Genomic DNA, 25,227 nt, shown 5'->3' with positions numbered 1-25,227 from the left:
TAACGGGTTGATTTATAATAAAAGCTAAGGACTGCGGACAGACATGAATCTAATCAAAAACATAGAGGGGTAGTTGCACTTACATGGCTGAATTAAATGAGCTGATTCTGGAACAGCTGTTATGGATTATTGGCGGAGTGACTTTACTTACGGTGATTTTACTGATCGTGAGTATTGCTCAAGGGGCAAAGTTACGGAAGGTTAAACGTAAATATGAAGCCATGATGGCTGGCAGTGGTGTAGAGGATCTGGAGTCACTGTTGATCAATCTGAAAATTCAGATGGATAGCATCGAGGATGAACACAAGCTGCAAACAAATCAGTTGCAAGAAGCATTGCAGAAACTGGCTCGTATCCAGGGGAAGGTCGGCGTGAAAAGATATAATGCATACGGAGAGCGTGGCAGCGACCTAAGCTTCTCCATAGCCATGATTAATGATAGTCAGGATGGTATGATTCTTACCGGATTATTCAATCGTGACGGTTCTTATGTATATGCGAAACCTCTGAAAGGGGGAGAGTCAACGTATACACTTTCCCCAGAGGAAAAGGAAGCTATTACTCTGGCACAGCAAGCAGAGTAGATCGGGTATGCCATTCCCGAATGGCTGAATATAGACTGCTTGCTATAATTTCAGACATACGCATGACCAGACTCAGCCGTGTGTTCTGAAGTACAAAGTATTCCATAAAACCGCCGACGTTAACGATACCTGTCAGATGGATATCGCCGACCGGCGGTAATTCTTTATTTACCCCCGCACCTGGTTTGAGAGGGCCATTCACTACCTGAATGCAACCGACACTGGAGGATTGACCGAGGCAGGCATCAATACCTATCACATATGGGTTATGATGAGTACTGTAAATGTTATGAAGTGTATCTTGTAGATTTACAGCATGGACGGGTTCATCTAACGTGCCATACAGATGAAACAGAGGGCTGTCCCATTTGGCGAGTGACGTACCTACCAGCGGTCCGAGACAGTCACCGGTTGAGCGGTCTGTACCAATGCAAACAATCACTACATTTTGCAGGGAGTGAGCTTTGTAGAGATGGAACATTAAACGATGCACAATAGCGGAGTGTACACCTGCATCGGTATGAGGAACTTTCAGACTGGTCATATCTTGCGACGAAAAGGAACGCGAAGTAGGATTCATAGGATCTATCCTTTCCCTTGGAATAGTAGTATCAGTATATGGAAAGGTAGAGTATTTTATACTTCGTAAGGACAGGCTTTTTGCCAGAGAGCCGGAGAAGGGGGAAAGGAGCAGGACATGGACGAATGGATGGATAATTGGATGCTGATTGCTTTTGATTCAACTCAGCAGGCACTGCGTGCGGAGATGCTGCTGGAGTTTGCCGAGATTGAGATTGACTTGTTTCCGACTCCGAAGGAGATTACAGCCGGCTGCGCACTGTGCATTCAGTTTCCGAAAGAGGATCTGCAGCGAGTGCAGAAAATAATTCGAGATGAGTTTGTCGAGATTCGCGGCCTCTATTTCAAAACCGAAGACAGCTATGATAACATACCGATGTAGAGGAGTGATCAGACATGATGTCATTTTATTTTGCCCAAGCTGGTAATAATGTCGGCATTTATGCATCAACTGTGGATGAAGCCATTCGTTGGACGGATAAAGTGTGGGCTAAAATTTCGGATACGGATATGTGGCTTAACATCATGTTCAGTTCAATTCGCATCCTCATTATTTTTATTATCACCCGTATTGTCATTAAAGTGGTGTCCCGGGTTATTGATCGTTCGATGGCACGGAAGCAGGAAGGTAAAATTCGTGTGAACCCGCGAAGATTCGTAACGATTGGTGAGCTGTTGAAAAATGCGACGTCGATAACCTGTAATTTCATTATGATTCTGTTACTGTTATCGGAGATCAATATTCAGGTTGGACCACTGCTGGCCAGTGCTGGTGTTCTGGGGCTTGCAATTGGTTTTGGCGCACAGGGATTGGTAAAGGATGTTATCACGGGATTTTTTATTATATTAGAAGATCAGTTTGCCGTAGGGGATGTTATCCAAACTGGGTCATATAAAGGGACGGTTGAGGTCATTGGTCTACGAACAACCAAACTGGTAAGCTGGCAGGGAGAAGTACATATCATCCCGAACGGTACGATTGCCAGTGTAACGAATTATTCCATGTCCAATTCACTTGCTGTGGTGGATATTCCGATGAAAGCCGATCTAACGCTGGATGAGTCCGTGCATCTGGTTAAACAATCACTTGCAGGTATTGAGGAACGTGACCTGAATATTGTGAAGGTGCCAGATGTGCTGGGTATACAGTCTATGTCAACTTCGGATTATGTCATACGTGTTGTAGCAGAATGTTTGCCGAACTCCCGAACTTCTGTGGAACGTCAGATTCAGGGAGATGTGAAGAAAATCCTGGAGTATCATGAGAGAAGTAAGCAGGTTGCATTGGAGCATGCGGCTGCGCTGGATAATAATGAGGGAGATGGTGCAGGTGGAGCGTAAAAGTTTCCAGCTTGGAGATATCGTACAGATGAAAAAGCAGCACCCCTGCGGCAGCAATGAGATGGAAATCATTCGCATGGGGATGGATATCCGGATCAAATGTGTTGGTTGCAAACATAGCGTACTGATTCCTAGAGCCAAGTTCGAGAAAAATATGAAAAAAGTGCTGCGATCGACGGAAGAAAATACGGAATCCTGAGGGTAGTTTGTAAAAGGTGATCATGCTATACCTATCCTATATCTGCGATATTAAATATAAAATACCTGGTTAGAGCTACTGGTGAAAATAGCGTTTACATGCAGAAGGGGAGAGGTATTGCTTTCCTTCTTTAGGCGTGGTATAATCATTTTTGCTGCGGAAAGGTACCCAAGAGGCCCAAGGGGGCTGACTCGAAATCAGCTAGGCGTGTCACAGCGTGCGTGGGTTCGAATCCCACCCTTTCCGCCACTTCAGTTTTTTAAGTGTAAAATGTACATATCTCCATGGAATGGAGTTTTCCATAAAGAATACTGAAAGGACTTTCCACCAGTTGGAGAGTCTTTTTTTATGTTTAATTGACTCATATGATATGTCATAAAATGAGGTTGCCCAATAAACACAGAAATAAAGAGCCCCGAAGGGCTCTTTATCCGGCGATGCATGTTTAGTTAGATCACAGTCGGTCGTAACGGCAGAAACGCTGGTTGTACTGCTTGCAGCAATACGTGTGCTTTTTAGACGAAGGGCCTTCAACACGCCCAATTGCTTCTTATATTACGTGATGCAACTCCAACAGCGAAAAATCGGCTTCGTTGTCCAACGGAACCACACCTCTCTCGTGCACCGCCTAATTGTATTATGAGCTAATTGACGTTTTATATACATGGTTATAGAAAAAGACATTGTTAATGGACCCGAGCTTTGGTTAGCTTTTTCCACTTACGATTCTGATTACTGGTTTCCGGAAAGGCTTCGCCTTTTTTCAAGGTTACTCGCTTTGGATCATTAATCTCCGTGTGAAAGCTTTTCTCTCCGACTTCCGTGTACTCTCCATCGTTTGGTGCTTTGTCTCCCGGCTCGAACTCGGTTCTTTCACCCATAATAAGCAACCTCCTTAACAGAATGAGATCATTGTTACTTCTATAGTCTGTTCCAGCAGGGGGCTATTCATGTTAGAGATTATGTACCAATATGTACAGGGAACGTTTGCTTGCATTCCGCCTGCGTATTTGTTATATTAATATAGTTCGAGTTTGTGCTCGTTCCTTGCTCTCAACCTGGATTGAGGGCCAGAGTCCATAAGGAGGTGAAAATTATGCGCAAATATGAAGTGATGTACATTATTCGTCCTGACGTTGAGCAAGAAGTTGTTCAAGCTACAGTCGATAAATTCCAAGGCATCATCTCCAACGGCGGTGGTGAGATTACAGCTCACGACGTTATGGGTAAACGCCGTCTTGCGTATGAGATCAAGAAATTCCGTGATGGTGTTTATGTTCTGGTACACTTCACTGCTGAACCAGCAGTAGTTACTGAGCTTGAGCGTCTCATGAAGATTTCTGACGAAGTAATTCGTTATCTCATTACCAACGACGTTAAGTCTGCCTAAGACGATAACTCGTGATTATCGCACCAATACGCTCAGAAGGAGGGGATTACATTGTTGAACCGTGTCATTCTGATCGGCCGGTTAACCCGGGATCCTGAGTTGCGTTACACTCCAGCAGGAGTAGCCGTGACACAATTTACTTTGGCCGTAGACAGACCGTTTACAAGTCAAGGAGGAGAGCGGGAAGCAGATTTTATTCCGGTCGTAACCTGGAGACAGCTTGCTGAGACCTGTGCAAACTATTTGCGTAAAGGTCGTCTGGCTGCAGTCGAAGGACGCATTCAAGTACGGAACTACGAGAATAACGAAGGAAAGCGTGTATACGTGACCGAAGTCATTGCCGATAATGTTCGTTTCTTGGAGTCAGCTAACCGCGAAGGCGGTGGCGGCGGGGGACAACCTATGCGTGAGGAGCCTTCTTATGGAGGCGGCGGCGGACGTGCAAGCAATAATAATAATGCTGCGCGTAGCAACAATCAGGATCCTTTTTCCGATGACGGAAAACCGATTGATATATCGGATGATGATTTGCCATTTTAACGTGGGCCGATACTCCTTAGGAGATATGGGTTACATGATAGGAAAGGACTGAAAAGCATGGGCTTCAAGCAAAGAGAAGGCGGAGACGATAAAAGACCGGCACGTCGTGGTGGTCGCAATAAACGTCGTAAAGTGTGCTTCTTCACAGCGAACAAAATTACTCACATCGATTATAAAGATACGGACTTGCTTCGTAAATTTATCAGCGAACGTGGAAAAATTTTGCCACGCCGTGTAACAGGTACTAGCGCTAAATATCAACGCATGCTGACGATTGCAATCAAACGCTCCCGTCAAATCGCATTGCTGCCATACACAACTGAGTAGTTTCTACTCAGTTTGCATACAAGAGCAGTCGGCTTATAGCCGGCTGCTTTTTTGTATTCTCAGATCTATAGTTATTATTACTGATGAGAAGAAGACCTTATGAAAGTTGAAGAAAATGAAAACGTATAATCATGTAATTTTTGCAGAAGAAGCTTTCGAGGTCGAGATGATTTATAATAGAATATAGCTTGCCATAGATGACATGAACCCATTCATATATCCATGAAGTGAAGTTCATCAATAGAATTAAATTTGGGAGAATATATGAATTCATCACGACAAAAAGAAAAACAGCGAAGGAAGAAAAGCCTAAGAAACTGGATCGTCGCAACGATTATCCTATCTATTGTATATGTATGGTTGCAACAAAGAGGTGATATGGGAGAGTTGTTGCAAGATGAGACAATTCCTGAGCCTTTACCCATTACAGGTTTGCACCCGGTTGTTGCTGAAAGTGAAGGCGTATTAGTCCGCATGGCTGCCAGGCGTGGTATACAAGTTGTAATTACACATGGATACCGGAGTGTGGAAGAACAGGATGCTCTATTTGCTCAAGGTCGGTCGTCCTCTGGTGCTATTGTTACGAATGCACGTGGTGGAGAATCTTATCATAACTATGGGCTTGCCATTGATTTCGCATTGAGGACCCCGGGCGGAGAGATTGTGTGGGATATGGAGCGAGATGATAATGGCAATGGTAAGGCGGACTGGATGGAGGTTGTTGACTTAGCGAAAGAGCTGGGATTCACCTGGGGTGGAGACTGGGCTAACTTTCCAGACTATCCTCATTTGCAGATGGATTTTGATCTAAGTATTCGTGAGTTAAAGCGTGGTAAAAGACCGCCGGCAGCACCATAAATCAAATAGTATATATACGTATATATGAATAATTATTAGAAAAGTCCTGCTTGTTGTAGGACTTTTTTCTTTCTTTTGTAAAATAAATGTTCAAAAGTGACAATTAACTCTTTACAGCAACAAATAAATAAAACTATACTATAATAACTAGATTTTTACGTTGACCTTACAAATCTTGAATAACTGTATATAACTAAGGTTTATATGACTGCATTAATTTAAAACTCTCAAACGACAAATTCCCCCTAAATATGACATGATATTCACATAAATGAAGCTGATTTTACGCGGGTCATAATAGAAACCACACCTAGTGTCATAGATATGTTATATATGAACATAAAATATTCCAGTGTACACACCTCATATCCTTGTAAAGTTGACCTAAGCAGGCTAACATTTCAACCAAAAACCTCGGTATATCCGCCTTTTTGCAAAGATACTATCCAAAACTGTAGTATAGGAAACATTTATTCCAATAATCTCAAAATAATGATTGACGTTAACTAAAATTACACGTATGATTACAGTAATTATTTGTATTTATAATTCCGCTAGGAATTGTCAACATTAATTGACCAATGGTTTAAATTAAAGACTATAATCTTGATTCTGTTAACGATAAGGTATTTTGTATACACTTTTGTTCAATTTATTGAAGAACATGGAAATATACAGTGGATGCATTCTTCTACTTACGAATACAGTCTGCGGAAATTACGGGGTTAGGGTGATTGATTTGGATAAAGAGCTATTGGAAGTCAGAGAGTTAACGACATCATTCAGAATTGAAGATAACTATTATGCAGCAGTTGATCACGTTAATCTTAAGGTTAAGAAGAATGAAGTATTAGCAATTGTAGGTGAATCGGGTTCCGGTAAAAGTGCGTTTGCATTTTCTCTAATGGGATTGCATAACAAAGCCAAAATCGAAGGCCAGATTCTCTATAAAGGGCAAGATATCGCCAACATCTCCCCTAACAAGTTGAACAAACTACGCGGAAAAGAAATGGCCATGATCTTTCAGGACCCATTATCCGCACTCAATCCTCTAATGATCATAGGTGAGCAGATTGAAGAGATTCTTACACTTCATCAATCTAAGCTGTCTTCTAAAGAAAAAAGAGACAAGGTTATTCACTTATTGAACCAGGTAGGGATTCCACGTCCCGAACAAATATATAAGCAGTATCCCCACGAGTTATCTGGTGGCATGAGACAGAGAATTGTCATCGCGATCGCGATTGCTAACAAACCAGAACTATTGATTGCCGATGAACCAACGACAGCACTCGACGTTACGATCCAGCTACAGATCCTTGAACTGATTCGTGATCTGAAGAAGGAGATTAATGCGGGCATTATCTTGATCACACACGACCTAGGTGTAGTGGCTGAGATGGCTGATCGCGTAGCTGTCATGTATGCCGGTGAAATTGTTGAAATTGCAGACATCGTCACGTTGATGAGTAATGCAAAGCATCCGTATACACGTTCATTGCTGAATTCCATTCCCACTCTCAGTGAAGAAAAATCTAAATTACATGTCATTCAAGGCATTGTGCCTTCTCTTAAAAATCTTCCAAGGCAGGGGTGCCGATTCAAGGCTCGTATTCCATGGATCAGTGACTCAGCTCATGAAGATAAGCCGCAGATGCATGAAATTGCACCAGGACACTTCGTAAGGTGTACCTGTTATCAGCACTTTCATTTCCCTGATCAAGCGGAGGAGGAATAACATAATGGCATTACTTGAAGTAGAAGGACTCAAGATACACTTTCCGATTCGCGGAGGATTACTGAAACGGGAGATTAGCAGTGTCAAAGCGGTTGATGACGTCAGCTTTTCTATTGAAGAAGGCCAGACTTACGGGCTGGTTGGAGAATCTGGTTCGGGCAAGACAACGACAGGTAGAGCTGTGATTGGTCTGAATCATGTAACGGCCGGCAAAATTTTATTTAATGGCAAAGATTTAACGAAAGAACGACGCAAAGATCGTCAGCTTCAGCGGGATGTACAGATGATTTTCCAAGATCCGTACTCCTCACTTAATCCGAAGAAGCGTGTGATGGACATCATTGCTGAGCCTCTGCGAAACTATGAACGGCTGACGGCAACGGAGGAGAAGAGGCAGGTCAGTAGCTTGTTAGAGAAGGTAGGGTTAAGTCCTGAGTCTATCTACAAGTATCCGCATGAATTCTCAGGGGGGCAGCGTCAACGGATTGGAATTGCTCGAGCAATTGCACTCAAGCCAAAACTGATTATTGCTGACGAACCTGTATCTGCACTCGATGTATCCGTACAAGCTCAGGTGCTCAATTTCATGCAGGAGATCCAGAAGGAACTGAATCTGACTTATTTGTTTATTAGCCACGATCTGGGAATCATTCGCCATATGTGCGACCAGATCGGAATTATGTATAAAGGGCGATATGTGGAACAGGGGACGACAGATGATATTTTTGAAAATCCCCAACATATCTATACCAAACGTCTTATTGCAGCGATTCCGGATATGGACCCAACCAAACGTGAGGAAATGATAGCTTTCCGACAGCAGATCAAATCCGAGTATGAAAACTCATATCGCAATTTCTTCGATGAGGAAGGGCTTGCCTATTCGCTCCAATCCATTTCCGATACTCACCGGGTAGCTTTACCTCAGAAAGGTTGAAAGCCATATGTGGAAAACTATTGTACGACGAATATTTATAATGATTCCTCAAATCATTCTACTCAGCATTCTGGTCTTCCTGATGGCCAAAGCCATGCCAGGTGATGCATTAACAGGCTTGCTCGATCCGAGTGTGGATCCCAAAGCGCTGGAAGAACAACGTGAACGGCTAGGGCTTAATAATCCATGGTATATACAGTATTGGGATTGGATCAGACACGCTGTTATGGGTGACTTCGGACAATCCTTCCGATTCAAAATGCCAGTAACAGACCTCATTGGTCAACGAATTGCTAATACGTTCTGGCTTGCTTTGGCAACACTTATACTTACCTATCTTATTGCTATCCCACTCGGTATTATCAGTGGTCGGTATAACGACACCTGGTCTGACCGTTTGATTACAGGATATACGTACTTAGGTTTTGCAGCACCGCTGTTCATCTTTGCACTGGTCATGGTCTGGATTTTTGGTTTCCGCTTTGGCTGGTTCCCGACCGGAGGAAGTGTAGCGCCGGGGCTTACACCTGGAACATTCGATTATGTCATAAGCAAGATTCATCATTTGCTCTTGCCAGCATTATCGATGGCATTAATCTCCACCGTATCCACGGTACAATATTTACGCAGTGAGATTATCGATATCAAGCACAAAGAATTTGTACTCACGGCGAGAGCCAAAGGTGCTTCGGAATCCCGAATCTACAACAGACATATTTTGCGAAACTCCCTGTTGCCGATTGCTGCATTTTTCGGGTATGAGATTACGGGGCTGATCGGCGGAACCATCTTTATTGAAAGTATATTCAGCTACCCGGGTATGGGACAGTTATTCCTGAATTCCATCTCATTACGGGATTTCAGTGTAGTCACAGCACTCGTGTTATTATACGGGATTGCTACGATTCTAGGCTCACTACTGTCTGATATTATTCTGGGATTGGTCGATCCGCGTATTCGCATTAAGTAAGAACTTGAAGATTTCGGGGTGAAAACAGATGAGCAAGGCCAATGATGTTGTTGTAACTTCACAGAAAGTTGATAAAAGCCCTTCCAGCTTAAAAATCTTATGGCGAGAGCTGGCCAGGGACAAAGTAGCCCTCGTTTCACTCATATTTCTGGGGCTTGTCATCCTTCTTGTATATGGAACCTCTATGATCCTGAATCAGGACGACATTGTTAAAGTTGATTTATTTGCGCTGTATGAGCCACCATCCGCTCAATACTGGCTGGGGACAGACTATGGCGGCCGTGATGTATTTGGTCAACTTGTCATTGGGACAAGAAATTCGTTAACCATTGGTATCCTGGTTACCGTAATGACGGGATTCATTGGTATTCTGGTTGGTGTACTCTCAGGTTACTTCGGCGGCATGATTGATAATATGTTCATGCGTGTGGTGGACTTTTTCATGATCCTGCCTTTCCTGATGATGGTTATTGCATTTGTAACAGCTGTGCCGAAATATAATATCGTTTCATTCTCACTAATAATGACCGCCTTCCTATGGATGGGGATTGCCAGACTGATTCGATCCAAGGCACTACAGGAGGGCGAACTAGAGTATATCAAAGCATCCAAAACTTTGGGATCTTCTCACTTTAAAATTATTGTATCTCAGCTTCTTCCCAACCTGAGTTCAATTATCATCGTTACGATGACATTGAATCTGGCAGCTAATATTGGCCTTGAATCCGGGCTGTCTTTCCTGGGATTTGGTTTCCCGGAAAGCACACCGAGTCTTGGAACACTCGTAAGTTATGCACGTAATCCGCAAACCTTGGAATACAGATGGTGGATATGGCTACCTGCATCACTACTGATTCTGGTATTGATGTTGAGTATAAATAATGTCGGACAGGCCTTGAAGCGTGCGACGGATGCAAGACAAAGAAGAGGTTAAAAAAAGGGAGGAAAGGTTCATGAAAAAGGGATTATTTTCACGAGGACTATTTTTCACGATGATGCTGGTCTTTGTATTGGCACTTGCGGCATGCTCCGAGAAAGAGACAGCAACTCCTGCACCAGGAGCAAAAACAGAAGAAGGAGAAACGGGGGAAAAACCTGCGAAAGAAGAGGGTGTTTACTCCATTGAAGACTTCAGCAATGTCAAAAAGAATGAAGGTACAGCCATTGAGGGTGGATCCCTTACATTTGGTCTTGTATCCGATACTGCGTTCGAAGGAACATTAAACTTTAACTTCTACTCCGGTAACCCGGATGCACAAGTTCTACAGTGGTTTGACGAAGGTTTGCTGACTTGGGATAAAGACTATGTCTACACCAATGATGGTCCTGCGACATACGAAACATCTGAAGATGGCAAAACATTTACGCTCACGATTCGTGACAATGTAAACTGGCATGATGGTAAGCCGGTAACGGCTGAAGACTTGCAGTTTGCTTATGAAGTCATTGGTGGCAAAGGCTATGATGGCCCACGTTATGATTCCAACTTCACAAGTATTGTAGGTATGGATGAATACCATGCTGGAAAAGCAAAAACAATCTCTGGTATTAAAGTGCTGAGCGACAAGAAAATCAGCATCACGTATAAAGAAGCAACGCCTTCCTTGCTAACTGGTGGCGTGTGGACTTATCCACTGGCTAAGCATATCTTTGGCGGTATGGATATAGCGAAAATGTCTTCTTCCAAAGAAGTACGTGAGAAGCCAATTGGTTTTGGTCCATTTAAAGTAGAAACGATTACTCCAGGTGAGTCTGTAACTTTTGTTAAGAACGATGACTACTGGCGTGGAGCTCCAAAACTGGACAAAGTGACGCTGAAAGTAATCAACCCAACAACGGTTGTTCAAGAGCTGAAATCTGGCGGGGTAGATCTGGTAGATGCCTTCCCAACAGATCAGTATAAAGATAACGCGAACCTCTCTAACGTAGAATTCCTGGGTGCAATCGACCGTGCGTATACGTACATCGGTTTCAAACTGGGAACATGGGATGCTGAAAATAATAAAGTTAAATCCAATCCTGACGCAAAAATGGGTGATAAAAACCTGCGTAAAGCAATGTGGATGGCTGTAGATAATGACCAAGTAGGTAAACGTTTCTACAATGGTCTTCGCTGGAATGCAACAACGTTGATTCCGCCTTCTCACCCTGAATTCCATGATTCTAGTAATCCAGGCGTAAAATACGATCCGGAAGCTGCAAAGAAATTGCTTGACGAAGCTGGCTACAAAATGGATGGAGAATTCCGTACGAAGCCAGACGGTTCACCTCTTGAAATCAATTTTATTTCCATGACAGGTGGCGACACAGCTGAACCTCTGGCACGTTATTATGTTCAATCTTGGGCAGCAATCGGTCTGAAAGTAAACTTGGAAATGATCGAGTTTAACAACTTCTATGACCGTGTAGGTAACACAGGTAAAGATGATCCTAAAGTCGATGTGTATCAAGCAGCTTGGGGTGTTGGTATCGATGTTGACCCATCCGGTTTGTATGGACGTGATGCACTTTACAACTTCCCTCGTTTCTCCAGTGAAGAGAATGATAAATTGCTGGCACGTGGAATCTCTGCTGAAGCATTTGACGTAGAGAAACGTAAAGAGATCTACAATGAATGGCAAAAATACATGGTGGATGAAGTTCCAGTGTTCCCAACATTGTATCGTGCTGTAGTATCACCGGTTAACAAACGTGTAATGAACTATGCGATTGGTGATGGAACAGGTGTATACTTGAGCGATTTGGCTGTAAATGCAGACAAACCGGTTGTTGCTCAATAGCTTTCTTCATCTGACTTATGTTAAAGTGCCTTCCATTCAGAAAAAGGTTACTTTAAATGATGAAATAAACATGGATTTCGATCACTCTGGCAAGGGGGTGAAGGAATCCATGTTTTTTTGTAACCAAAAAATAAAAAAAATTTAATTTTTTTCAAAAAAAGTGCAGACAAAATGCCTCTTTGTTACGTCTATATAAGTAAGAGGTGATGATTCGATGAAAATATGGTGGAAACGGGCAGGAATGCTGTTCGCTTTACTAATAATTATATACGTAGGAGTAAAACCGGACATGCTGGTTGGCAAACCAGGGATCAAAGCGGAATCGGCCGTATTGATGGATATGAACTCAGAACAGGTACTGATGGATTATAACGGCTCTGAGGAAATTGCTCCTGCAGGTGTCAGCAAATTGATGACTGAACTGCTTGTGATGGAAGCCGCGACGAAAGGTGATATTCGTTGGGATGATCCGGTTAATGTAAGCCGCTATGCCAGCTCTGTTGGCGGGAATCAACTTGCACTGAAACAGGGGGATCGATTCACAGTTCAGGAGCTATTCCAAGTCGTGGCAGTTTACTCTGCTAATGATGCTGCAATTGCTTTGGCGGAGCACATCAGCGGTTCAGAGCATCAATTTGTACAACGGATGAATCAGAAGGCTGCTGAGATTGGTTTGTCAGGGGACACTTACTTTACTAATTCTACAGGTCTAAGTGAGAGTATGCTTGGTTCACACCGTCCGCAGGATATCCAGGGACAGACGTTAATGACGGCAATGGATGCTTGCAAGCTTGCTCGATATTTGCTTAATCATCACCCGGAGATCCTTAAAGTCTCCAATCAAATGCAAGTTTCTTTGCATCAGAAAGGCATCTATATGAGCAATACAAACTGGATGTTATCTGCAATCGGCGGAACTTATGCATATCAGGGCAATGACGGGTTAAAGACTGGATATGATGAGGATAGTGGATATCATTTCGTTGGAACAGCTGAACGTGATGGAAAGCGGTTAATTTCGGTAGTGTTTGGCTCGGATACCCGGGAAGGCCGATTCATTGAAACACGCAAGCTGCTGAATTACGGATTCTCCAGCACTAAAGTAAACTAAGTATATTATTGTCAAGGAAGGTTGCCACTGTTAATAACTGGATAAACGTAGTAAAGTGGGATATAGGTAGTTCCATACTACTCTGCAATTCACTTTTAAGGGGGAAAACATTTGAACTCGATCAGTAAAAAAGTATATGCACTCACGTTGTCCATGGCGATGTCTATCGCTTTGATTCAGCCTGCCGTGCAGGCGGCCGAAGCAGTCAAACCAACATCGGCTGTCTCGGAATCGATCGTTTCCAAGGCAACACAGACCCTGCGGCAACTGGGATACATAGACGGTACTATGGATGGAATGCAAGAAGAAGCAACACCTATTACGCGTGCAGAGGCGGCAATTATTTTGCAGCGTGTGCTCGAACTGGATGCTCCGGAAATCCTCACAGGTTTTGCAGACGTTTCGCCGGATGATGCAGCTGCGCCAGCCATCTATGCGTTGAAGCAAGGTGGACTCATTCAAGGTAAAGCCAAAGGTTATGCCCCGGATGCACCACTCACACGTGCTCAGATGGCCTCTTTGTTCACACGAGCATTCGAATTGAAGGATAACGGTATCCAGGTGGTTTACAATGATGCTGACCAAATCCCGGCAGTACATGCGAATGATGCTGTTCGCGTTAAACAACATTTCATTATCGAAGGTAGCGCATTTCATGCGAAACAAGCCGTAACGCATGGCGAGTTTGCGAGTGCCCTGTATCTTGCGCTGGGACTTGATGTGAAGAAAGCTGGGATCACGCCGCTTGAGGACTTCTTCAAACAGCCTGCTCAGGCAGGTTTCCAAATGTCCCCGGATGGCAAACATCTGGCTTACATGGAGCCGTGGAACGATCGGATGAACATCGTGGTTACGGCAAATGGTCAAGATAAGCCTGTACGTATTACCAGTGAAACGGATCGAAGTATTGCGGGGTTTGCATGGGCAACCAATGACAAGCTGCTATATTTCAAGGATGCGGCCGGAGATGAGAATTATCACCTGTATGTTACAGATATCGATGGCAAAAACAGCAAAGATCTGACGCCTTATCCGAACACAAGAGCTATGCTTGTTGATGCCTTGGAGAATATTCCAGATGAGATTTTGGTGAGCATGAATAAACGTGATCCGAGGATTTTTGACGTATACCGTATCAATATCAAAACAGGCGAAGCTATAATTGCTGCCGAGAATCCGGGTAATATTACAGGTTGGATGACAGACCATGAGGGAAAAATTCGTGTGGCCATTTCCAGTGATGGCAATGTCTCTTCCTTGATGTACCGTGAGGCGGAGAATCAGCCGTTCCAACCGCTGCTCACAACGAAGCTGGGAGATACTTTTGTTCCTGTCATGTTCACAAGCGACAACAAAAACTTGTATGCCGTGTCCAATCTGGAGCAAGACAAAATGAGTATTGTAGAGTATAGCCCAGCAACCAAGAAGGTAATCAAAACGCTTTTCGAAAACAAAGATGTGGATGTCAGCAATGTGATTCCTTCCAAAGAAAAAGGAAAGATTCTTGCAGCAGTCTATGAGACAGACAAGGTGAATTATGAATATTTTGACAACAAGTTCAAGTCATTAATGCAGGATATCAAAGCCAAAGTGCCTGGCAAAGAGGTTAGCATCATAAATACAAGTGATGATGGGCAGGTACTCTTCATATCTTACAGTGACAAAGCGATGGGCACGTATTATTTCTATGATTCGAAAACAGGCAAGCTCGATAAACTGGCCGATACGGCTCCTTGGATTGATGAGACCAAAATGGCAGAGATGAAACCAATTACATTCAAGTCCCGTGATGGTCTGGACATACATGGATATCTGACGCTACCACAGGGCGCTAAAGCGTCTGAACTTCCACTGGTTGTTCTTCCCCATGGTGGACCTTGGGCCCGGGATTCATGGGGATATATTCCGGATGTTCAATTTCTGGCAAGCCGTGGATATGCAGTCCTCCAGGTGAACTTCCGCGGATCAACAGGTTATGGTAAGAAGTTTCTGGAGGCAGGCAACAAACAGTGGGGTAAAGCGATGCAGGATGATCTCACGGATGGTGTAAACTGGCTGGTGAAAGAAGGTACGGTTGATCCGAAACGGGTAGCCATCTATGGGGGGTCGTACGGAGGTTATGCAGCTCTGGCTGGCCTGGCATTCACCCCTGACATATACGCTGCCGGGATCAGCTATGTTGGCCCATCTAACATCTTCACACTGCTTGACTCGCTGCCGCCTTATTGGGAATCGGGTCGTAACCTGTTCTATGAGCGTGTAGGTGATCCTGTGAAGGATAAAGAGCTGCTAACCGCGATCTCACCGCTCTTCCATGTCGATCAGATGAAAGCACCGCTATTGGTTGTTCAGGGCGCCAATGATCCGCGTGTCAAACAGGCAGAATCGGATCAGATTGTCGAAGCGCTGCGCAAACGTGGAGTAGATGTACCTTATATGTTGAAAATGAATGAAGGTCATGGCTTCGCCAATGTGGAGAACCGACTGGATCTCTACCGCGCCATGGAGAAATTCCTGAATCGTCATTTGATGCAGTAACAAGAGCCGAGGTTGTTCTCTGATTCCCATAAGGATTAGAGGACAACCTCTTTTTTTCTCGGATCAGCAGACAGAGGAATGCATTTTTGAAATGGACAGCTAATATCACATTTCAACGCCTATGTATATTCATCAATTGACATATAGCCACGCTTTATTTTAAAATGACCAGTGAGTCATTAATATTCATTCAGGTTTATATAGATATCATTGTAGGCGGTACGAGGGCGTAACAACGAACAGATCAGGGAGGGACTTTGAATGCAAAAAGAAATGAAATGGCCATTGCTTCTCTTTGCCGTAGGTGTATTTATGGCTGCATTGGATAACGGTATTATTACATCGTCACTGACCACGTTAAATGCATCGTTTGGTGTATCGCCAACATGGGGTGCTTGGACGATTACATTGTATACACTAGGACTTGCAATCAGCGTACCGATTGCGGGTAAGCTTTCGGACCGGTTTGGACGCAAGAAACTGTTTCTCATTGAAGTTGCTTTATTTGGGATCGGATCGCTTCTTGTAGCATTAAGTACTTCATTTACGTTTTTCCTGATTGCCCGGGTGATTCAAGCACTCGGCGGTGGCGGGATATTTATCATTGCAAGCTCTTATGTGCTCAGCAAATTCCCTGCTCAGCGTCAGGGTACAGCTCTTGGCCTTCTGGGAGGTATGAACGGCATTGCAGCTATTCTCGGGCCGAACATTGGCGCGTTTATCCTGGATGTTACCGGGAACTGGCACTGGCTGTTTCTGATCAACGTACCGATTGCGATCTTATTGTTCATTGCTGGGATCCGTTATATCCATGAAGAACAGGAGCTTAGCCGGGCAGCCGTTGATTGGGGCGGCATAGCGGTCTTAACAGTGGGTGTACTGAGCCTGATGTACAGTTTCAGTAATCTGGACGGTGTGAATATGCTTCAAAGCCTGGCTTCACCGATGTTTTATAGCTTCTTTTTGGTGGGTATAGCTGTGCTGGTGATCTTTTATTTTATGGAAAAAAGGTTAGAAGGATCCGACCGTGAACCGGTCGTTTCTACCAAGCTACTTGGCATTGCGTCCTTCCGCTGGACACTGCTCATTGCCTTTTTTTCTGGGGCCATTCTGGCCTCTGTCATATTCATTCCAGGTTTCGTAGAGCAATATCTAGGTGTATCAAGCACAGCTTCCGGGTATTGGTTTACTCCGCTTGCTCTGGCCTCAGGCATCGGAGCAGGTGGAGGAGGATACCTTGTTGACCGCAAAGGACCGATCTGGACGTTATCTGTGGCGGGGCTGCTCTCTGCCATTGGCTTCCTGTTATTCCCGCTGTGGGTAGAGCATATCTGGCAGTTTGTCATCGCAAGTACTCTTGTGGGCATTGGTTTTGGCATGATGCTGGGTGCACCCGTCAATGTTCTGGTAACTGAACAGGCAGGTGAGCACAATAAAGGTATTGCGGTAGCAACCAGTTCCTTATTCCGCCAGATGGCAATGGCGATTGCACCAACGATCTTTGCCGGATTTCTGGCACGTTCGTTCACTAACCTCGGTTCGAATATCCAGTCAGGTCTGGCAGATCGGGGTATTGAAGTGCCGCCAGTGGCGCTGGAGCAATATGCTTCTGGCGGAGCATCGGGAAATGATGTCTCCAGTCTGCTGGCGGGGTTGTCGAAGATTCCGGATGCCAACATACGGGAAGCACTGCTTCAGGCCGTACATCAGACGACAGGCCAAGGTTACAATGGTCTTTTCTGGTCGGCAGTTATTTTCAGCATATTAACCTTAGTCGTCGCTCTTGTTACCGGACGTCTTCGTCAGAAAGAGAAGCAGCAGCAGAAGCCTGATGGGTCCCTGGGGTCGATATAATGTAGGAAGTAATGCGAAAAGATAGAGAAGAACAGTGAACCTTTTGTAACCGAAAAAGGGGTCGCTGTTCTTTTCAATTTAACCCGATTGTAACTTTTCATGATGCAGGAATGATTACAATAGAACGAGCAATGGCGGTTCTCCGCCTCCAGAGAAAGAAAAGTTCGGAGAACTGCGTGTCATCAGACGTTGTGAGCGTTTAATGGGTAGTAATGAATTTCAATTTTTATAGTGAAGAAGGAATCGATGGATGAAAAGCAGAACTAAAGAAAAGAAGAAGAAAAGTCGCAAAGGCCTATATATAACTCTTATATCTCTTGTCGTTTTGATCATTGGCGGTTATGTTTTCCGTCAGAAGTTAGCCGTGGCCGCATTTGACCTGTTTCTGGCTGATAAGGTAGAAGCACAGCTTACACATTCCTACGTGCCGCAGGAAGGCAATAACACGCCTGATCCGACGGTATATCGCAAAGAGCCGTTTTCTGTATTGCTTCTGGGCTCGGATAAACGAGACTATGAGAAGTCCCGTGGACGTTCTGATGCGGTCATCTATGCTGTTGTCCGCCCGAAGGAGTCGCGGGTGCTGCTCGTATCCATCCCGCGTGACACATACGTGCAGATCGTAGGAAGAGATGCGGACAAGGACGGGACAGATGATTATGACAAAATCGCGCATGCCTTTGCCTTCGGTGGGGAGAATATGTCCATCAAAACGGTGGAAAAATTTCTTGATGCTGACGTAGGGTATTACGCAACAATTGACTTTCAGGGGATCAAAAAAGTGGTTGATGCGCTGGGAGGCATATCATTGCCAATCGATAAGGATATTGTGAACAAAGATCCAAATCATGAGAAGTTCACGATTAAGGGCGGCAAACCGATCTATGACGGACAGGAAGCACTTTACTACGTGAGATATCGGGAAGATAGTGACTTTAACCGCACGAATCGGCAGCAAATTTTCCTGAACGCTTTTGCAAACAAGATGTTGAATCTGAATCAGATCTCAAAGATCCCTGAGCTGTTCCAGATCATGGGTGATAATTTTCAGACGGATATGCAGGCCACTTTTATTATTGATCTGGCGAAACAGGTGCTGACACAGGAGAAACCACAGGTTTCCAGCTTCACGATTTTGAGTGAAGGCATGCGTAAAAACGGTGTTTATTATGGCCGCGCAGATAAGAAAGATGTTCAATATGCCAAAGAGCTGATTAAAAACTGGATGGATCAATCGACCCCAGCCGGTGAAGTCATGATTCCTGACCGGCAGAAGATGGAATAGTTAACTCCATACAGATGGGTATCTTACACAACAATCAGCAGTACGTTTATAAGCGGGCTGCTGTTTTTTTCTTTGTTGAGGGTCTCAAATGTGTAAGATCTTCAACCTTTTGGAACATCCTTCGTTCTATAACGTATAATATAAGTTGAGTGAACCTGTTGAACGAGAAATACACAAGGAGGATACACAAGGGTATGAACATCGCATTTTTTTTGCTGCCCAAACAAGAGGTTACATGTGTGACGTCGGAATCTACGCTGCGGCAAACGCTGGAACGGATGGAATATCATCGGTTTACAGCAGTGCCTATTTTGAATAAGGAAGGCAAATATATTGGTACGGTTACAGAAGGTGATCTATTGTGGTATATGAAAAATGCGGAGGGAAAGATATCATTTGAAAACGCTTCAAAATTCCTTCTCAAGGATGTCCCATTAAGGCTTGATATCAAGCCAGTATCCATTAATGCCAATATGGAGGATTTAATTAATCTCGCCAAGGTACAGAATTTTGTGCCGGTGGTGGATGATATGGAACGTTTTATCGGCATAGTGAGACGTAGCCAGATCATCGAATACTGTGAAGGTATTGTTGCCAAGGAATCCGTAAAGGCCAAATAAGTTGAATTCTTTTCAAAATCATGGGCTGGCAGGGATAATCACAGCGATTATTACTAATATATATGAATAAGACGTACGGGGCTCGGCATCGTACCTGACATGGAGTTTCGGAGAATTTCTCCGCTTTTGGGGGTAATTTTGCCAGCCCCCTTTTTATGCTATAATGGAGAATAAAGCTTTTTCGGGGGAGAGTGACTTTCGCCAAATGCCTAAAGAACTGGATGTAGCCAAGCGGGCTAAAGTGATTGAATGGCTGAAAACCGAAGTACTTGATCAGGTATCCCGATTATTCAAAGCATTATGGGAAGGCAGCACGATTCGAATCGGAGATAGTCTTGCCAGTTTGATGATGAGCAGTTACATATTGGGCCGGCGGCTCGGTATTCCGTTTAAGGATCTGGATGCACTGCTTGTTGAGAAGTTGAAAAAGCATAAACAGGAAGGTCACCAGCTAGAAGACTGGTACCAGGATATTTCTGCACTTGAAGATCATATGCGTAAGAGGTGAATTTGTTGAAATTTAGCTTTAAATCAGCTGTCTGGAGTGCAGTACTTTTACTTTTGCTGCTCTCGTTGCTAACTCCTTTATCGGTACTCTCTATATTTTTTATGATGATTCCGGGAGTTATTCTGTATGCGTCATTACCTGTAAAATCATTTATTTTGCATCTTGTGCCCGTTGCTATTATTTTGGTTATGGTTCACCCGATTTATCTGTTATTTATGTTGATCTTAATACTGCCAGCCATTGCTATGGGTCACGCGTATAAGAACCAAAAATCAGCGTTGTTTGCTTTAATGACAGGTGCCGGAACGATGCTGGCGGAGTATCTGTTGTTACTGCTGGTGGGCAGCCTGATTTTCCAGTTCGACCTGTCCAGTTATATCAAAGATGTGGTGCAACTGACCATTGAACCGCTCACTAATTCATCAAGTCAGATGATTAATGGTTTTGTATGGACGCCTGAGATGACAGAAGATATCGCCAAACAAACTCAGTTAATGATTCCATTTGCACTGGTAGTTACGTCGATGGTTATGGCTTTCATTACACATATCATTGCTCGTCCTATTCTGAGTGTTATGGGTATGAACGTATCCAAGCTTCCACCTGCAAGAGAATGGCGTATGCCGCGTGCATTGATCTGGTATTACTTCCTCGCATTGATTATTGAGGTGGTCTCCAGACAAAATGACGGATCATATTGGAAAATGATTGCTATGAACTTGTCGCCATTAATTAATCTTGGCTTCATGATTCAAGCTATCGGTTTCTTCTTTTTCCTCTCACATACAAGAAGGTGGAACCCGGTTATTCCATTTTTATTGGGAGCGGCCGTGTTCTTCATTGGTCCACTTCGCATTGTCGGAATTATTGATCTGGCGTTCCCGCTCCGTGAGGCAATATCGAAATCAAAACGATAGGGTGATGAGTCATGCCTAAATTTCTAAAGAAACGCTGGCACGGCTATTATACCGTATGGGCGTTCATACTACTGTTGCTGCTAGTGATGTTGGTTACCATCTATAACTGGACGCTTGGTTTGATTAGTCTGATACTGGCTTCGGCGCTGGGAATCGTCATGATCAAGGCAGAGCTCGCGTTCCGCCGAGAACTTAACGACTATATTAACGGCCTGACCATTCGCATCAAACGTATGGAGGGTGAGGCGGTCAGCATGCTTCCGTTCGGAATTGTGCTGTACAGCGAGGATCGTACGGTGGAGTGGCATAATCGCTTCGTTGCGGATATGTTTCATGAGAAGACATTGGTGGGCAGTTCACTGCTTAATCTGTTCCCCAATCTCCCCCAACCGAAAGAAAAGAAAGATAAGGATAGTTCGAAAGAGCCTTCATCGAAGGAATTTCATGATGAATTCCAGCTGGATGATCGTTATTACGGTGTAATTCATAATCCGCAGGAGCGGTACGTGTATGTGTACGAGATCACCGAGCTGGCTATTCTTCGCGATAAATACGAGAATGAACGCATTGCATTAGGCATTCTTGTTCTGGATAATCTCGACGAGGCTGCACAAGGCATGGATGACCAACAACGTACAGCGCTGATCGCACGAGTCACCAGTGAAATCACAGCTTGGGCGAAGCAGTATGAAGTGTATCTACGTCGTCTGTCATCCGATCGCTACTTGATGATGCTCAATCACAAGTCCATGCAGGAACTTGAGCAGAGCCGGTTTGTCATTCTGGACGAAGTCCGTGAGATGACAGCTGATCTGAAAGTGCCGATGACACTGAGCGTTGGACTTGCATCTGGTTCTGACAGCATCAGCGAGATGGGAGAGCTGGCACAATCAAGTTTGGATATGGCGCTTGGACGAGGTGGCGATCAGGCTGCTGTGAAATCGGGCCAACGTTTGTCGTTTTACGGTGGAAAGTCCAATGCGGTAGAGAAGCGAACACGTGTCAGAGCGCGGGTTATTGCTCATGCATTACGTGACCTGATGCAGGAAAGCGATCGGGTTCTCATCATGGGGCACAAAATGCCGGATATGGATGCTATCGGAGCGTCCATTGGGGTGTGGAAAGCAGCGAGCCTGTACAATGTTGAGGCTCGTATTGTGCTGGACGGGGTCAATCCCTCTATTGAACGCTTGATGGAACAGGTAAACAAGGATGAGAAGCTCTCCAAAGCTTTGATCTCACCAGAGCAAGCCACACAGATGATGACGGAACATACATTACTGGTTGTTGTGGATACCCATAAGGCCTCCATGACAATGGAACCCAAGCTGGTCCAATCTGCAACACGTGTGGTCGTGGTGGATCACCATCGCCGGGGTGAGGAATTTATTAATGATGCAGTACTGATCTATCTGGAGCCTTACGCTTCATCAGCAGCTGAACTTGTGACAGAGCTTCTGCAATATATCCACGAGAAGGTACAGTTCACTCCACTTGAAGCAACGTCACTTCTCGCCGGTATAACGCTTGATACGAAGCATTTTGCATTGCATACGGGCTCTAGGACGTTTGAAGCAGCGGGCTTCCTTCGTCGCAGTGGTGCAGATACCATTATGGTCCAGAAGCTGATGAAAGAGGATCTGTCAGAATATATTGCTAAGGCAGAAATCATAAAGCATGCTAAAATGGTATATGGGAACATTGCGCTGGCGGTCACGGACCCTGGCAGCAAGATTTCACAGATGATGATCGCCCAGGTGGCGGACACATTGCTTAACATGACTGACGTGGTCGCCTCATTTGTCATCAGTGAGCGTACAGATGGACTGATTGGCATCAGTGCGAGATCACTGGGGCGCATGAATGTTCAGGTAGTTATGGAACGATTAGGTGGCGGTGGTCACTTAACAAATGCTGCTGTGCAGCTTGAAGGAACGCTGGGAGAAGCGGAGAAGCGGTTGATGAACGTCCTGGCTGAAATCGAAAAAGAAGAGGGGTTATTCGAATGAAAGTCATTTTTATAAAAGATATGAAGGGTCAAGGCAAGAAAGGGCAAGTGAAGGAAGTATCTGAGGGTTACGCACAGAATTTCCTGTTGCCACGGGGAATCGTACGTCCTGCAACAGAGGGTAACATGAAGACATTGGACAATCAGAAGGCAGCTGAAGATAGACTTAAGCAGGAAGAGAAAGCCGAAGCTGAAGCACTTGCGAAAAAGCTGGAGGCAGAAGTCACAGAATTAAAAGCAAAATCCGGCGAAGGCGGCCGTCTGTTCGGTGCGATTACGAGCAAACAAATTGCAGAAGCATTGGCTAAAAAGGGCCTAAAAATAGACAAGCGCAAGATCGAGCTGGATGATCCAATCCGTACGCTTGGTGTAACGCAAGTGACTGTCAAGGTTCACCCTGAAGTGAAGGCTACCTTGAAGGTACAGGTAACGGAGGAGTAAGATGGGCGGCGAAATGTTATTCGACCGGGTTCCCCCACAGAACCTGGAAGCCGAACAGGCTGTGCTGGGTGCAATCCTGTTACAGGGCGAAGCTCTGATTACAGCGATGGAACGGGTGCAAACCGAGGATTTTTACGATAAGCCCCATCAATTGATATATGAAGCGATGATTCAGCTGGGTGAGGAAAATCAACCGATCGACCTTGTTACGCTGACTTCACGTTTGAAGGATAAAGGCGAGCTGGAGGACATTGGTGGTGTCAGCTACCTTGCCAAGCTCGCTCACGGTGTGCCTACAGCAGCCAACGTGGATTATTATGCGCAGATTATTGAAGAGAAATCGATGCTTCGTCGTCTGATTCGTACAGCAACACAGATCGTTAGTGAAGGGTACACAGGCGGCGAAGATGTCGCAGGTATGCTCGGTGAGGCTGAACGGCGCATTCTGGAAATTTCCAACAGACGCTCCAGTAGTGGATTTATAGCCATTCAGGATGTATTGATGGAGGTTTTCGACAAGGTTGAAACATTGCATCAGAACCGGGGAACGACAACCGGGATTCCTTCAGGTTTCATCGATTTGGACAAGATGACGGCTGGATTCCAGCGTAGTGACTTGATTATTGTAGCTGCACGTCCGTCTGTAGGTAAGACAGCCTTCGCCTTGAACATCGCTCAGAATGTAGGTATCCGGGCGCAAGAGACGGTAGCGATCTTCAGTCTGGAGATGTCTGCTGCACAGCTCGTACAACGGATGATTTGTGCGGAAGCCAATCTGGATGCGGGAGTTCTTCGTACAGGAGAATTTAAAGGTGATGAAGACTGGCAGAAGCTGACGATGGGCATTGCTGCTCTCAATGAAGCCAACATCTATATTGACGATACACCTGGTATTACGGTAGCCGATATTCGGGCCAAATGCCGTCGTCTGAAGAAGGAGAAGGGTCTAGGCATGATCCTGATCGACTATCTTCAATTGATCAGTGGACGTGGTAAAGCGGGAGAGAACCGTCAACAAGAGGTATCCGAAATTTCACGTACATTGAAACAGATCGGCCGGGAACTGGAAGTTCCGGTTATTGCCTTGTCTCAGCTGAGCCGGGGTGTAGAGCAACGTCAGGATAAACGTCCGATGATGAGTGACTTGCGGGAGTCGGGTTCGATCGAGCAAGATGCCGACATCGTAGCGTTTCTGTACCGGGATGACTATTATAACCAGGATACCGAGAAAAAAAATATCATCGAGATCATTATTGCCAAGCAGCGTAATGGTCCGGTAGGTACGGTGGAACTGGTCTTCCTGAAAAACTTTAATAAATTCGTCAATTACGAGAGGGCCCATAATGACGCCTTCGCGATGTAGAGGGTAGACTGTGATTACTCTGAACAGAGGTACACAGGCTATCCTGGACAATCAGTAACAGGGTATGCGAACGATTGAATATTAGGATATATACTCGTTAGCACGTGAAAGATTAGTTAATGTAAAAGTACCGGTGAATGCAGTCGAGGAGAACAAGACTGGGATCACCGGTTTTTTACTGTGGAATAAGGTCATAATTCCGAACATTAAGCAATTGACATATATAAATGTTCGCCATTTCATTTGACTTTGAAAAAAGGGACTGGTACACTAATATTGCTGCGTTAAAGCAGTACAAACCTTCCCTTGAATGTAATGGGAGGAAATCATTACTGTCCG

Annotated in this window: 25 protein-coding genes and 1 tRNA gene; 24 read left to right on the top strand and 2 right to left on the bottom strand. The window is 44.7% G+C overall.

The features are described 5' to 3' along the window. Positions 1–83 precede the first annotated feature (83 nt). The gene (locus tag ACUTVW_RS25105; protein ID WP_445648277.1) at positions 84–584 is read left to right on the top strand and encodes a DUF4446 family protein; all 501 of its coding nucleotides are present in this window, start codon (positions 84–86) and stop codon (positions 582–584) included. Here the strand turns inward: ACUTVW_RS25105 and yyaC are convergent. Further along, positions 559–1,164 (bottom strand): spore protease YyaC, encoded by a 606-nt coding sequence (gene yyaC, locus ACUTVW_RS25100; protein WP_445648276.1) that lies wholly within the window; start codon positions 1,162–1,164, stop codon positions 559–561. The genes ACUTVW_RS25105 and yyaC overlap by 26 nt on opposite strands. A gap of 129 nt (positions 1,165–1,293) precedes the next feature. Between yyaC and ACUTVW_RS25095 the strand changes: the two genes are divergently transcribed. From ACUTVW_RS25095 to ACUTVW_RS25080, 4 genes are all read left to right on the top strand, one after another. Next, positions 1,294–1,545, top strand: a complete 252-nt coding sequence (locus ACUTVW_RS25095) for a DUF3343 domain-containing protein (RefSeq protein ID WP_434753147.1) — start codon at positions 1,294–1,296, stop codon at positions 1,543–1,545. Positions 1,546–1,559: 14 nt separating this feature from the next. After that, complete coding sequence (locus tag ACUTVW_RS25090; RefSeq protein ID WP_445648275.1) at positions 1,560–2,504, top strand: mechanosensitive ion channel family protein; 945 nt, start codon at positions 1,560–1,562, stop codon at positions 2,502–2,504. Continuing rightward, positions 2,494–2,703, top strand: a complete 210-nt coding sequence (locus ACUTVW_RS25085; protein ID WP_445648274.1) for a DUF951 domain-containing protein — start codon at positions 2,494–2,496, stop codon at positions 2,701–2,703. The genes ACUTVW_RS25090 and ACUTVW_RS25085 overlap by 11 nt, the downstream gene beginning before the upstream one ends. A 158-nt stretch (positions 2,704–2,861) precedes the next feature. Further along, positions 2,862–2,952 (top strand) — tRNA-Ser (locus ACUTVW_RS25080). Between the two features lie 437 nt (positions 2,953–3,389). On the opposite strand, the gene ACUTVW_RS25075 is transcribed toward ACUTVW_RS25080, so the two are convergent. Beyond that, positions 3,390–3,584, bottom strand: coding sequence for a YjzC family protein (locus ACUTVW_RS25075; RefSeq protein ID WP_342553557.1), 195 nt, complete (start codon positions 3,582–3,584; stop codon positions 3,390–3,392). A gap of 215 nt (positions 3,585–3,799) precedes the next feature. Here ACUTVW_RS25075 and rpsF point away from each other — a divergent pair, with 215 nt between their 5' ends. The 19 genes from rpsF (at position 3,800) to dnaB (ending at position 24,888) form a co-directional block, all read left to right on the top strand. Further along, positions 3,800–4,093 carry a 30S ribosomal protein S6 gene (rpsF, locus tag ACUTVW_RS25070; RefSeq protein ID WP_434748659.1) on the top strand — a complete coding sequence of 98 codons (294 nt, stop codon included), beginning with the start codon at positions 3,800–3,802 and terminating at the stop codon, positions 4,091–4,093. 51 nt (positions 4,094–4,144) lie between these two features. Next, on the top strand, positions 4,145–4,633 hold the full coding sequence (gene ssb / locus ACUTVW_RS25065; protein ID WP_293200436.1) for a single-stranded DNA-binding protein: 489 nt from the start codon (positions 4,145–4,147) through the stop codon (positions 4,631–4,633). Positions 4,634–4,690: 57 nt separating this feature from the next. Next, positions 4,691–4,960: a 30S ribosomal protein S18 gene (rpsR, locus tag ACUTVW_RS25060; RefSeq protein WP_090923587.1), complete on the top strand. Its 270-nt coding sequence runs from the start codon at positions 4,691–4,693 to the stop codon at positions 4,958–4,960. Positions 4,961–5,224: 264 nt separating this feature from the next. Next, on the top strand, positions 5,225–5,818 hold the full coding sequence (locus ACUTVW_RS25055; RefSeq protein ID WP_445648273.1) for a M15 family metallopeptidase: 594 nt from the start codon (positions 5,225–5,227) through the stop codon (positions 5,816–5,818). 739 nt (positions 5,819–6,557) lie between these two features. Beyond that, a complete protein-coding gene (locus tag ACUTVW_RS25050; protein ID WP_445648272.1) occupies positions 6,558–7,556 on the top strand; it encodes an ABC transporter ATP-binding protein in 999 nt (332 codons plus the stop codon). Positions 7,557–7,560: 4 nt separating this feature from the next. Further along, a complete protein-coding gene (locus ACUTVW_RS25045; RefSeq protein WP_445648271.1) occupies positions 7,561–8,493 on the top strand; it encodes an ABC transporter ATP-binding protein in 933 nt (310 codons plus the stop codon). 7 nt (positions 8,494–8,500) lie between these two features. Then, complete coding sequence (gene opp4B, locus ACUTVW_RS25040; protein WP_434748662.1) at positions 8,501–9,463, top strand: oligopeptide ABC transporter permease; 963 nt, start codon at positions 8,501–8,503, stop codon at positions 9,461–9,463. Between the two features lie 28 nt (positions 9,464–9,491). Next, entirely contained in the window at positions 9,492–10,397 is a 906-nt protein-coding gene (locus ACUTVW_RS25035) for an ABC transporter permease (protein ID WP_434748663.1), read from the top strand. A gap of 19 nt (positions 10,398–10,416) precedes the next feature. Further along, a complete protein-coding gene (locus ACUTVW_RS25030; protein ID WP_445648270.1) occupies positions 10,417–12,243 on the top strand; it encodes an oligopeptide ABC transporter substrate-binding protein in 1,827 nt (608 codons plus the stop codon). A 214-nt stretch (positions 12,244–12,457) separates the two neighbouring features. After that, complete coding sequence (locus tag ACUTVW_RS25025) at positions 12,458–13,354, top strand: D-alanyl-D-alanine carboxypeptidase family protein (protein ID WP_445648269.1); 897 nt, start codon at positions 12,458–12,460, stop codon at positions 13,352–13,354. Positions 13,355–13,465: 111 nt separating this feature from the next. Beyond that, positions 13,466–15,892, top strand: coding sequence for a S9 family peptidase (locus ACUTVW_RS25020; RefSeq protein WP_445648268.1), 2,427 nt, complete (start codon positions 13,466–13,468; stop codon positions 15,890–15,892). Positions 15,893–16,153: 261 nt separating this feature from the next. Beyond that, positions 16,154–17,746 (top strand): MFS transporter, encoded by a 1,593-nt coding sequence (locus ACUTVW_RS25015; protein ID WP_445648267.1) that lies wholly within the window; start codon positions 16,154–16,156, stop codon positions 17,744–17,746. Between the two features lie 250 nt (positions 17,747–17,996). Continuing rightward, on the top strand, positions 17,997–19,031 hold the full coding sequence (locus ACUTVW_RS25010; RefSeq protein WP_445648266.1) for an LCP family protein: 1,035 nt from the start codon (positions 17,997–17,999) through the stop codon (positions 19,029–19,031). Positions 19,032–19,225: 194 nt separating this feature from the next. After that, positions 19,226–19,651, top strand: coding sequence for a CBS domain-containing protein (locus tag ACUTVW_RS25005; RefSeq protein ID WP_445648265.1), 426 nt, complete (start codon positions 19,226–19,228; stop codon positions 19,649–19,651). 205 nt (positions 19,652–19,856) lie between these two features. Continuing rightward, positions 19,857–20,159 (top strand): MazG-like family protein, encoded by a 303-nt coding sequence (locus tag ACUTVW_RS25000; RefSeq protein WP_090923575.1) that lies wholly within the window; start codon positions 19,857–19,859, stop codon positions 20,157–20,159. Between the two features lie 5 nt (positions 20,160–20,164). After that, complete coding sequence (locus tag ACUTVW_RS24995; RefSeq protein WP_445648264.1) at positions 20,165–21,076, top strand: DUF2232 domain-containing protein; 912 nt, start codon at positions 20,165–20,167, stop codon at positions 21,074–21,076. A gap of 11 nt (positions 21,077–21,087) precedes the next feature. Further along, positions 21,088–23,085 carry a DHH family phosphoesterase gene (locus ACUTVW_RS24990; RefSeq protein ID WP_445648263.1) on the top strand — a complete coding sequence of 666 codons (1,998 nt, stop codon included), beginning with the start codon at positions 21,088–21,090 and terminating at the stop codon, positions 23,083–23,085. Further along, positions 23,082–23,525 carry a 50S ribosomal protein L9 gene (gene rplI, locus ACUTVW_RS24985; protein WP_445648262.1) on the top strand — a complete coding sequence of 148 codons (444 nt, stop codon included), beginning with the start codon at positions 23,082–23,084 and terminating at the stop codon, positions 23,523–23,525. Before ACUTVW_RS24990 ends, rplI begins: the two co-directional genes overlap by 4 nt. Position 23,526: 1 nt before the next feature. Next, complete coding sequence (gene dnaB, locus ACUTVW_RS24980) at positions 23,527–24,888, top strand: replicative DNA helicase (protein ID WP_434748673.1); 1,362 nt, start codon at positions 23,527–23,529, stop codon at positions 24,886–24,888. Positions 24,889–25,227: the final 339 nt, after the last annotated feature.

The sequence above is a fragment of the Paenibacillus sp. TSA_86.1 genome (assembly GCF_052691815.1).
This window is presented reverse-complemented; position numbering and strand designations above follow the sequence as displayed.

Excerpts from the sequence above, each read along its gene's own strand:
- ACUTVW_RS25045 (WP_445648271.1), top strand. The coding sequence starts at position 7,561 with ATGGCATTACTTGAAGTAGAAGGACTCAAGATACACTTTCCGATTCGC.
- ACUTVW_RS25025 (WP_445648269.1), top strand. The coding sequence starts at position 12,458 with ATGAAAATATGGTGGAAACGGGCAGGAATGCTGTTCGCTTTACTAATA.
- rpsR (WP_090923587.1), top strand. The coding sequence starts at position 4,691 with ATGGGCTTCAAGCAAAGAGAAGGCGGAGACGATAAAAGACCGGCACGT.
- rplI (WP_445648262.1), top strand. The coding sequence starts at position 23,082 with ATGAAAGTCATTTTTATAAAAGATATGAAGGGTCAAGGCAAGAAAGGG.
- ACUTVW_RS25015 (WP_445648267.1), top strand. The coding sequence starts at position 16,154 with ATGCAAAAAGAAATGAAATGGCCATTGCTTCTCTTTGCCGTAGGTGTA.
- ACUTVW_RS24990 (WP_445648263.1), top strand. The coding sequence starts at position 21,088 with ATGCCTAAATTTCTAAAGAAACGCTGGCACGGCTATTATACCGTATGG.
- rpsF (WP_434748659.1), top strand. The coding sequence starts at position 3,800 with ATGCGCAAATATGAAGTGATGTACATTATTCGTCCTGACGTTGAGCAA.
- ACUTVW_RS25000 (WP_090923575.1), top strand. The coding sequence starts at position 19,857 with ATGCCTAAAGAACTGGATGTAGCCAAGCGGGCTAAAGTGATTGAATGG.
- ACUTVW_RS25095 (WP_434753147.1), top strand. The coding sequence starts at position 1,294 with ATGGATAATTGGATGCTGATTGCTTTTGATTCAACTCAGCAGGCACTG.
- opp4B (WP_434748662.1), top strand. The coding sequence starts at position 8,501 with ATGTGGAAAACTATTGTACGACGAATATTTATAATGATTCCTCAAATC.
- ACUTVW_RS25035 (WP_434748663.1), top strand. The coding sequence starts at position 9,492 with ATGAGCAAGGCCAATGATGTTGTTGTAACTTCACAGAAAGTTGATAAA.
- dnaB (WP_434748673.1), top strand. The coding sequence starts at position 23,527 with ATGGGCGGCGAAATGTTATTCGACCGGGTTCCCCCACAGAACCTGGAA.
- ACUTVW_RS25105 (WP_445648277.1), top strand. The coding sequence starts at position 84 with ATGGCTGAATTAAATGAGCTGATTCTGGAACAGCTGTTATGGATTATT.
- ACUTVW_RS25030 (WP_445648270.1), top strand. The coding sequence starts at position 10,417 with ATGAAAAAGGGATTATTTTCACGAGGACTATTTTTCACGATGATGCTG.
- ACUTVW_RS25055 (WP_445648273.1), top strand. The coding sequence starts at position 5,225 with ATGAATTCATCACGACAAAAAGAAAAACAGCGAAGGAAGAAAAGCCTA.
- ACUTVW_RS25005 (WP_445648265.1), top strand. The coding sequence starts at position 19,226 with ATGAACATCGCATTTTTTTTGCTGCCCAAACAAGAGGTTACATGTGTG.
- ACUTVW_RS25075 (WP_342553557.1), bottom strand. The coding sequence starts at position 3,584 with ATGGGTGAAAGAACCGAGTTCGAGCCGGGAGACAAAGCACCAAACGAT.
- yyaC (WP_445648276.1), bottom strand. The coding sequence starts at position 1,164 with ATGAATCCTACTTCGCGTTCCTTTTCGTCGCAAGATATGACCAGTCTG.
- ACUTVW_RS25010 (WP_445648266.1), top strand. The coding sequence starts at position 17,997 with ATGAAAAGCAGAACTAAAGAAAAGAAGAAGAAAAGTCGCAAAGGCCTA.
- ACUTVW_RS25090 (WP_445648275.1), top strand. The coding sequence starts at position 1,560 with ATGATGTCATTTTATTTTGCCCAAGCTGGTAATAATGTCGGCATTTAT.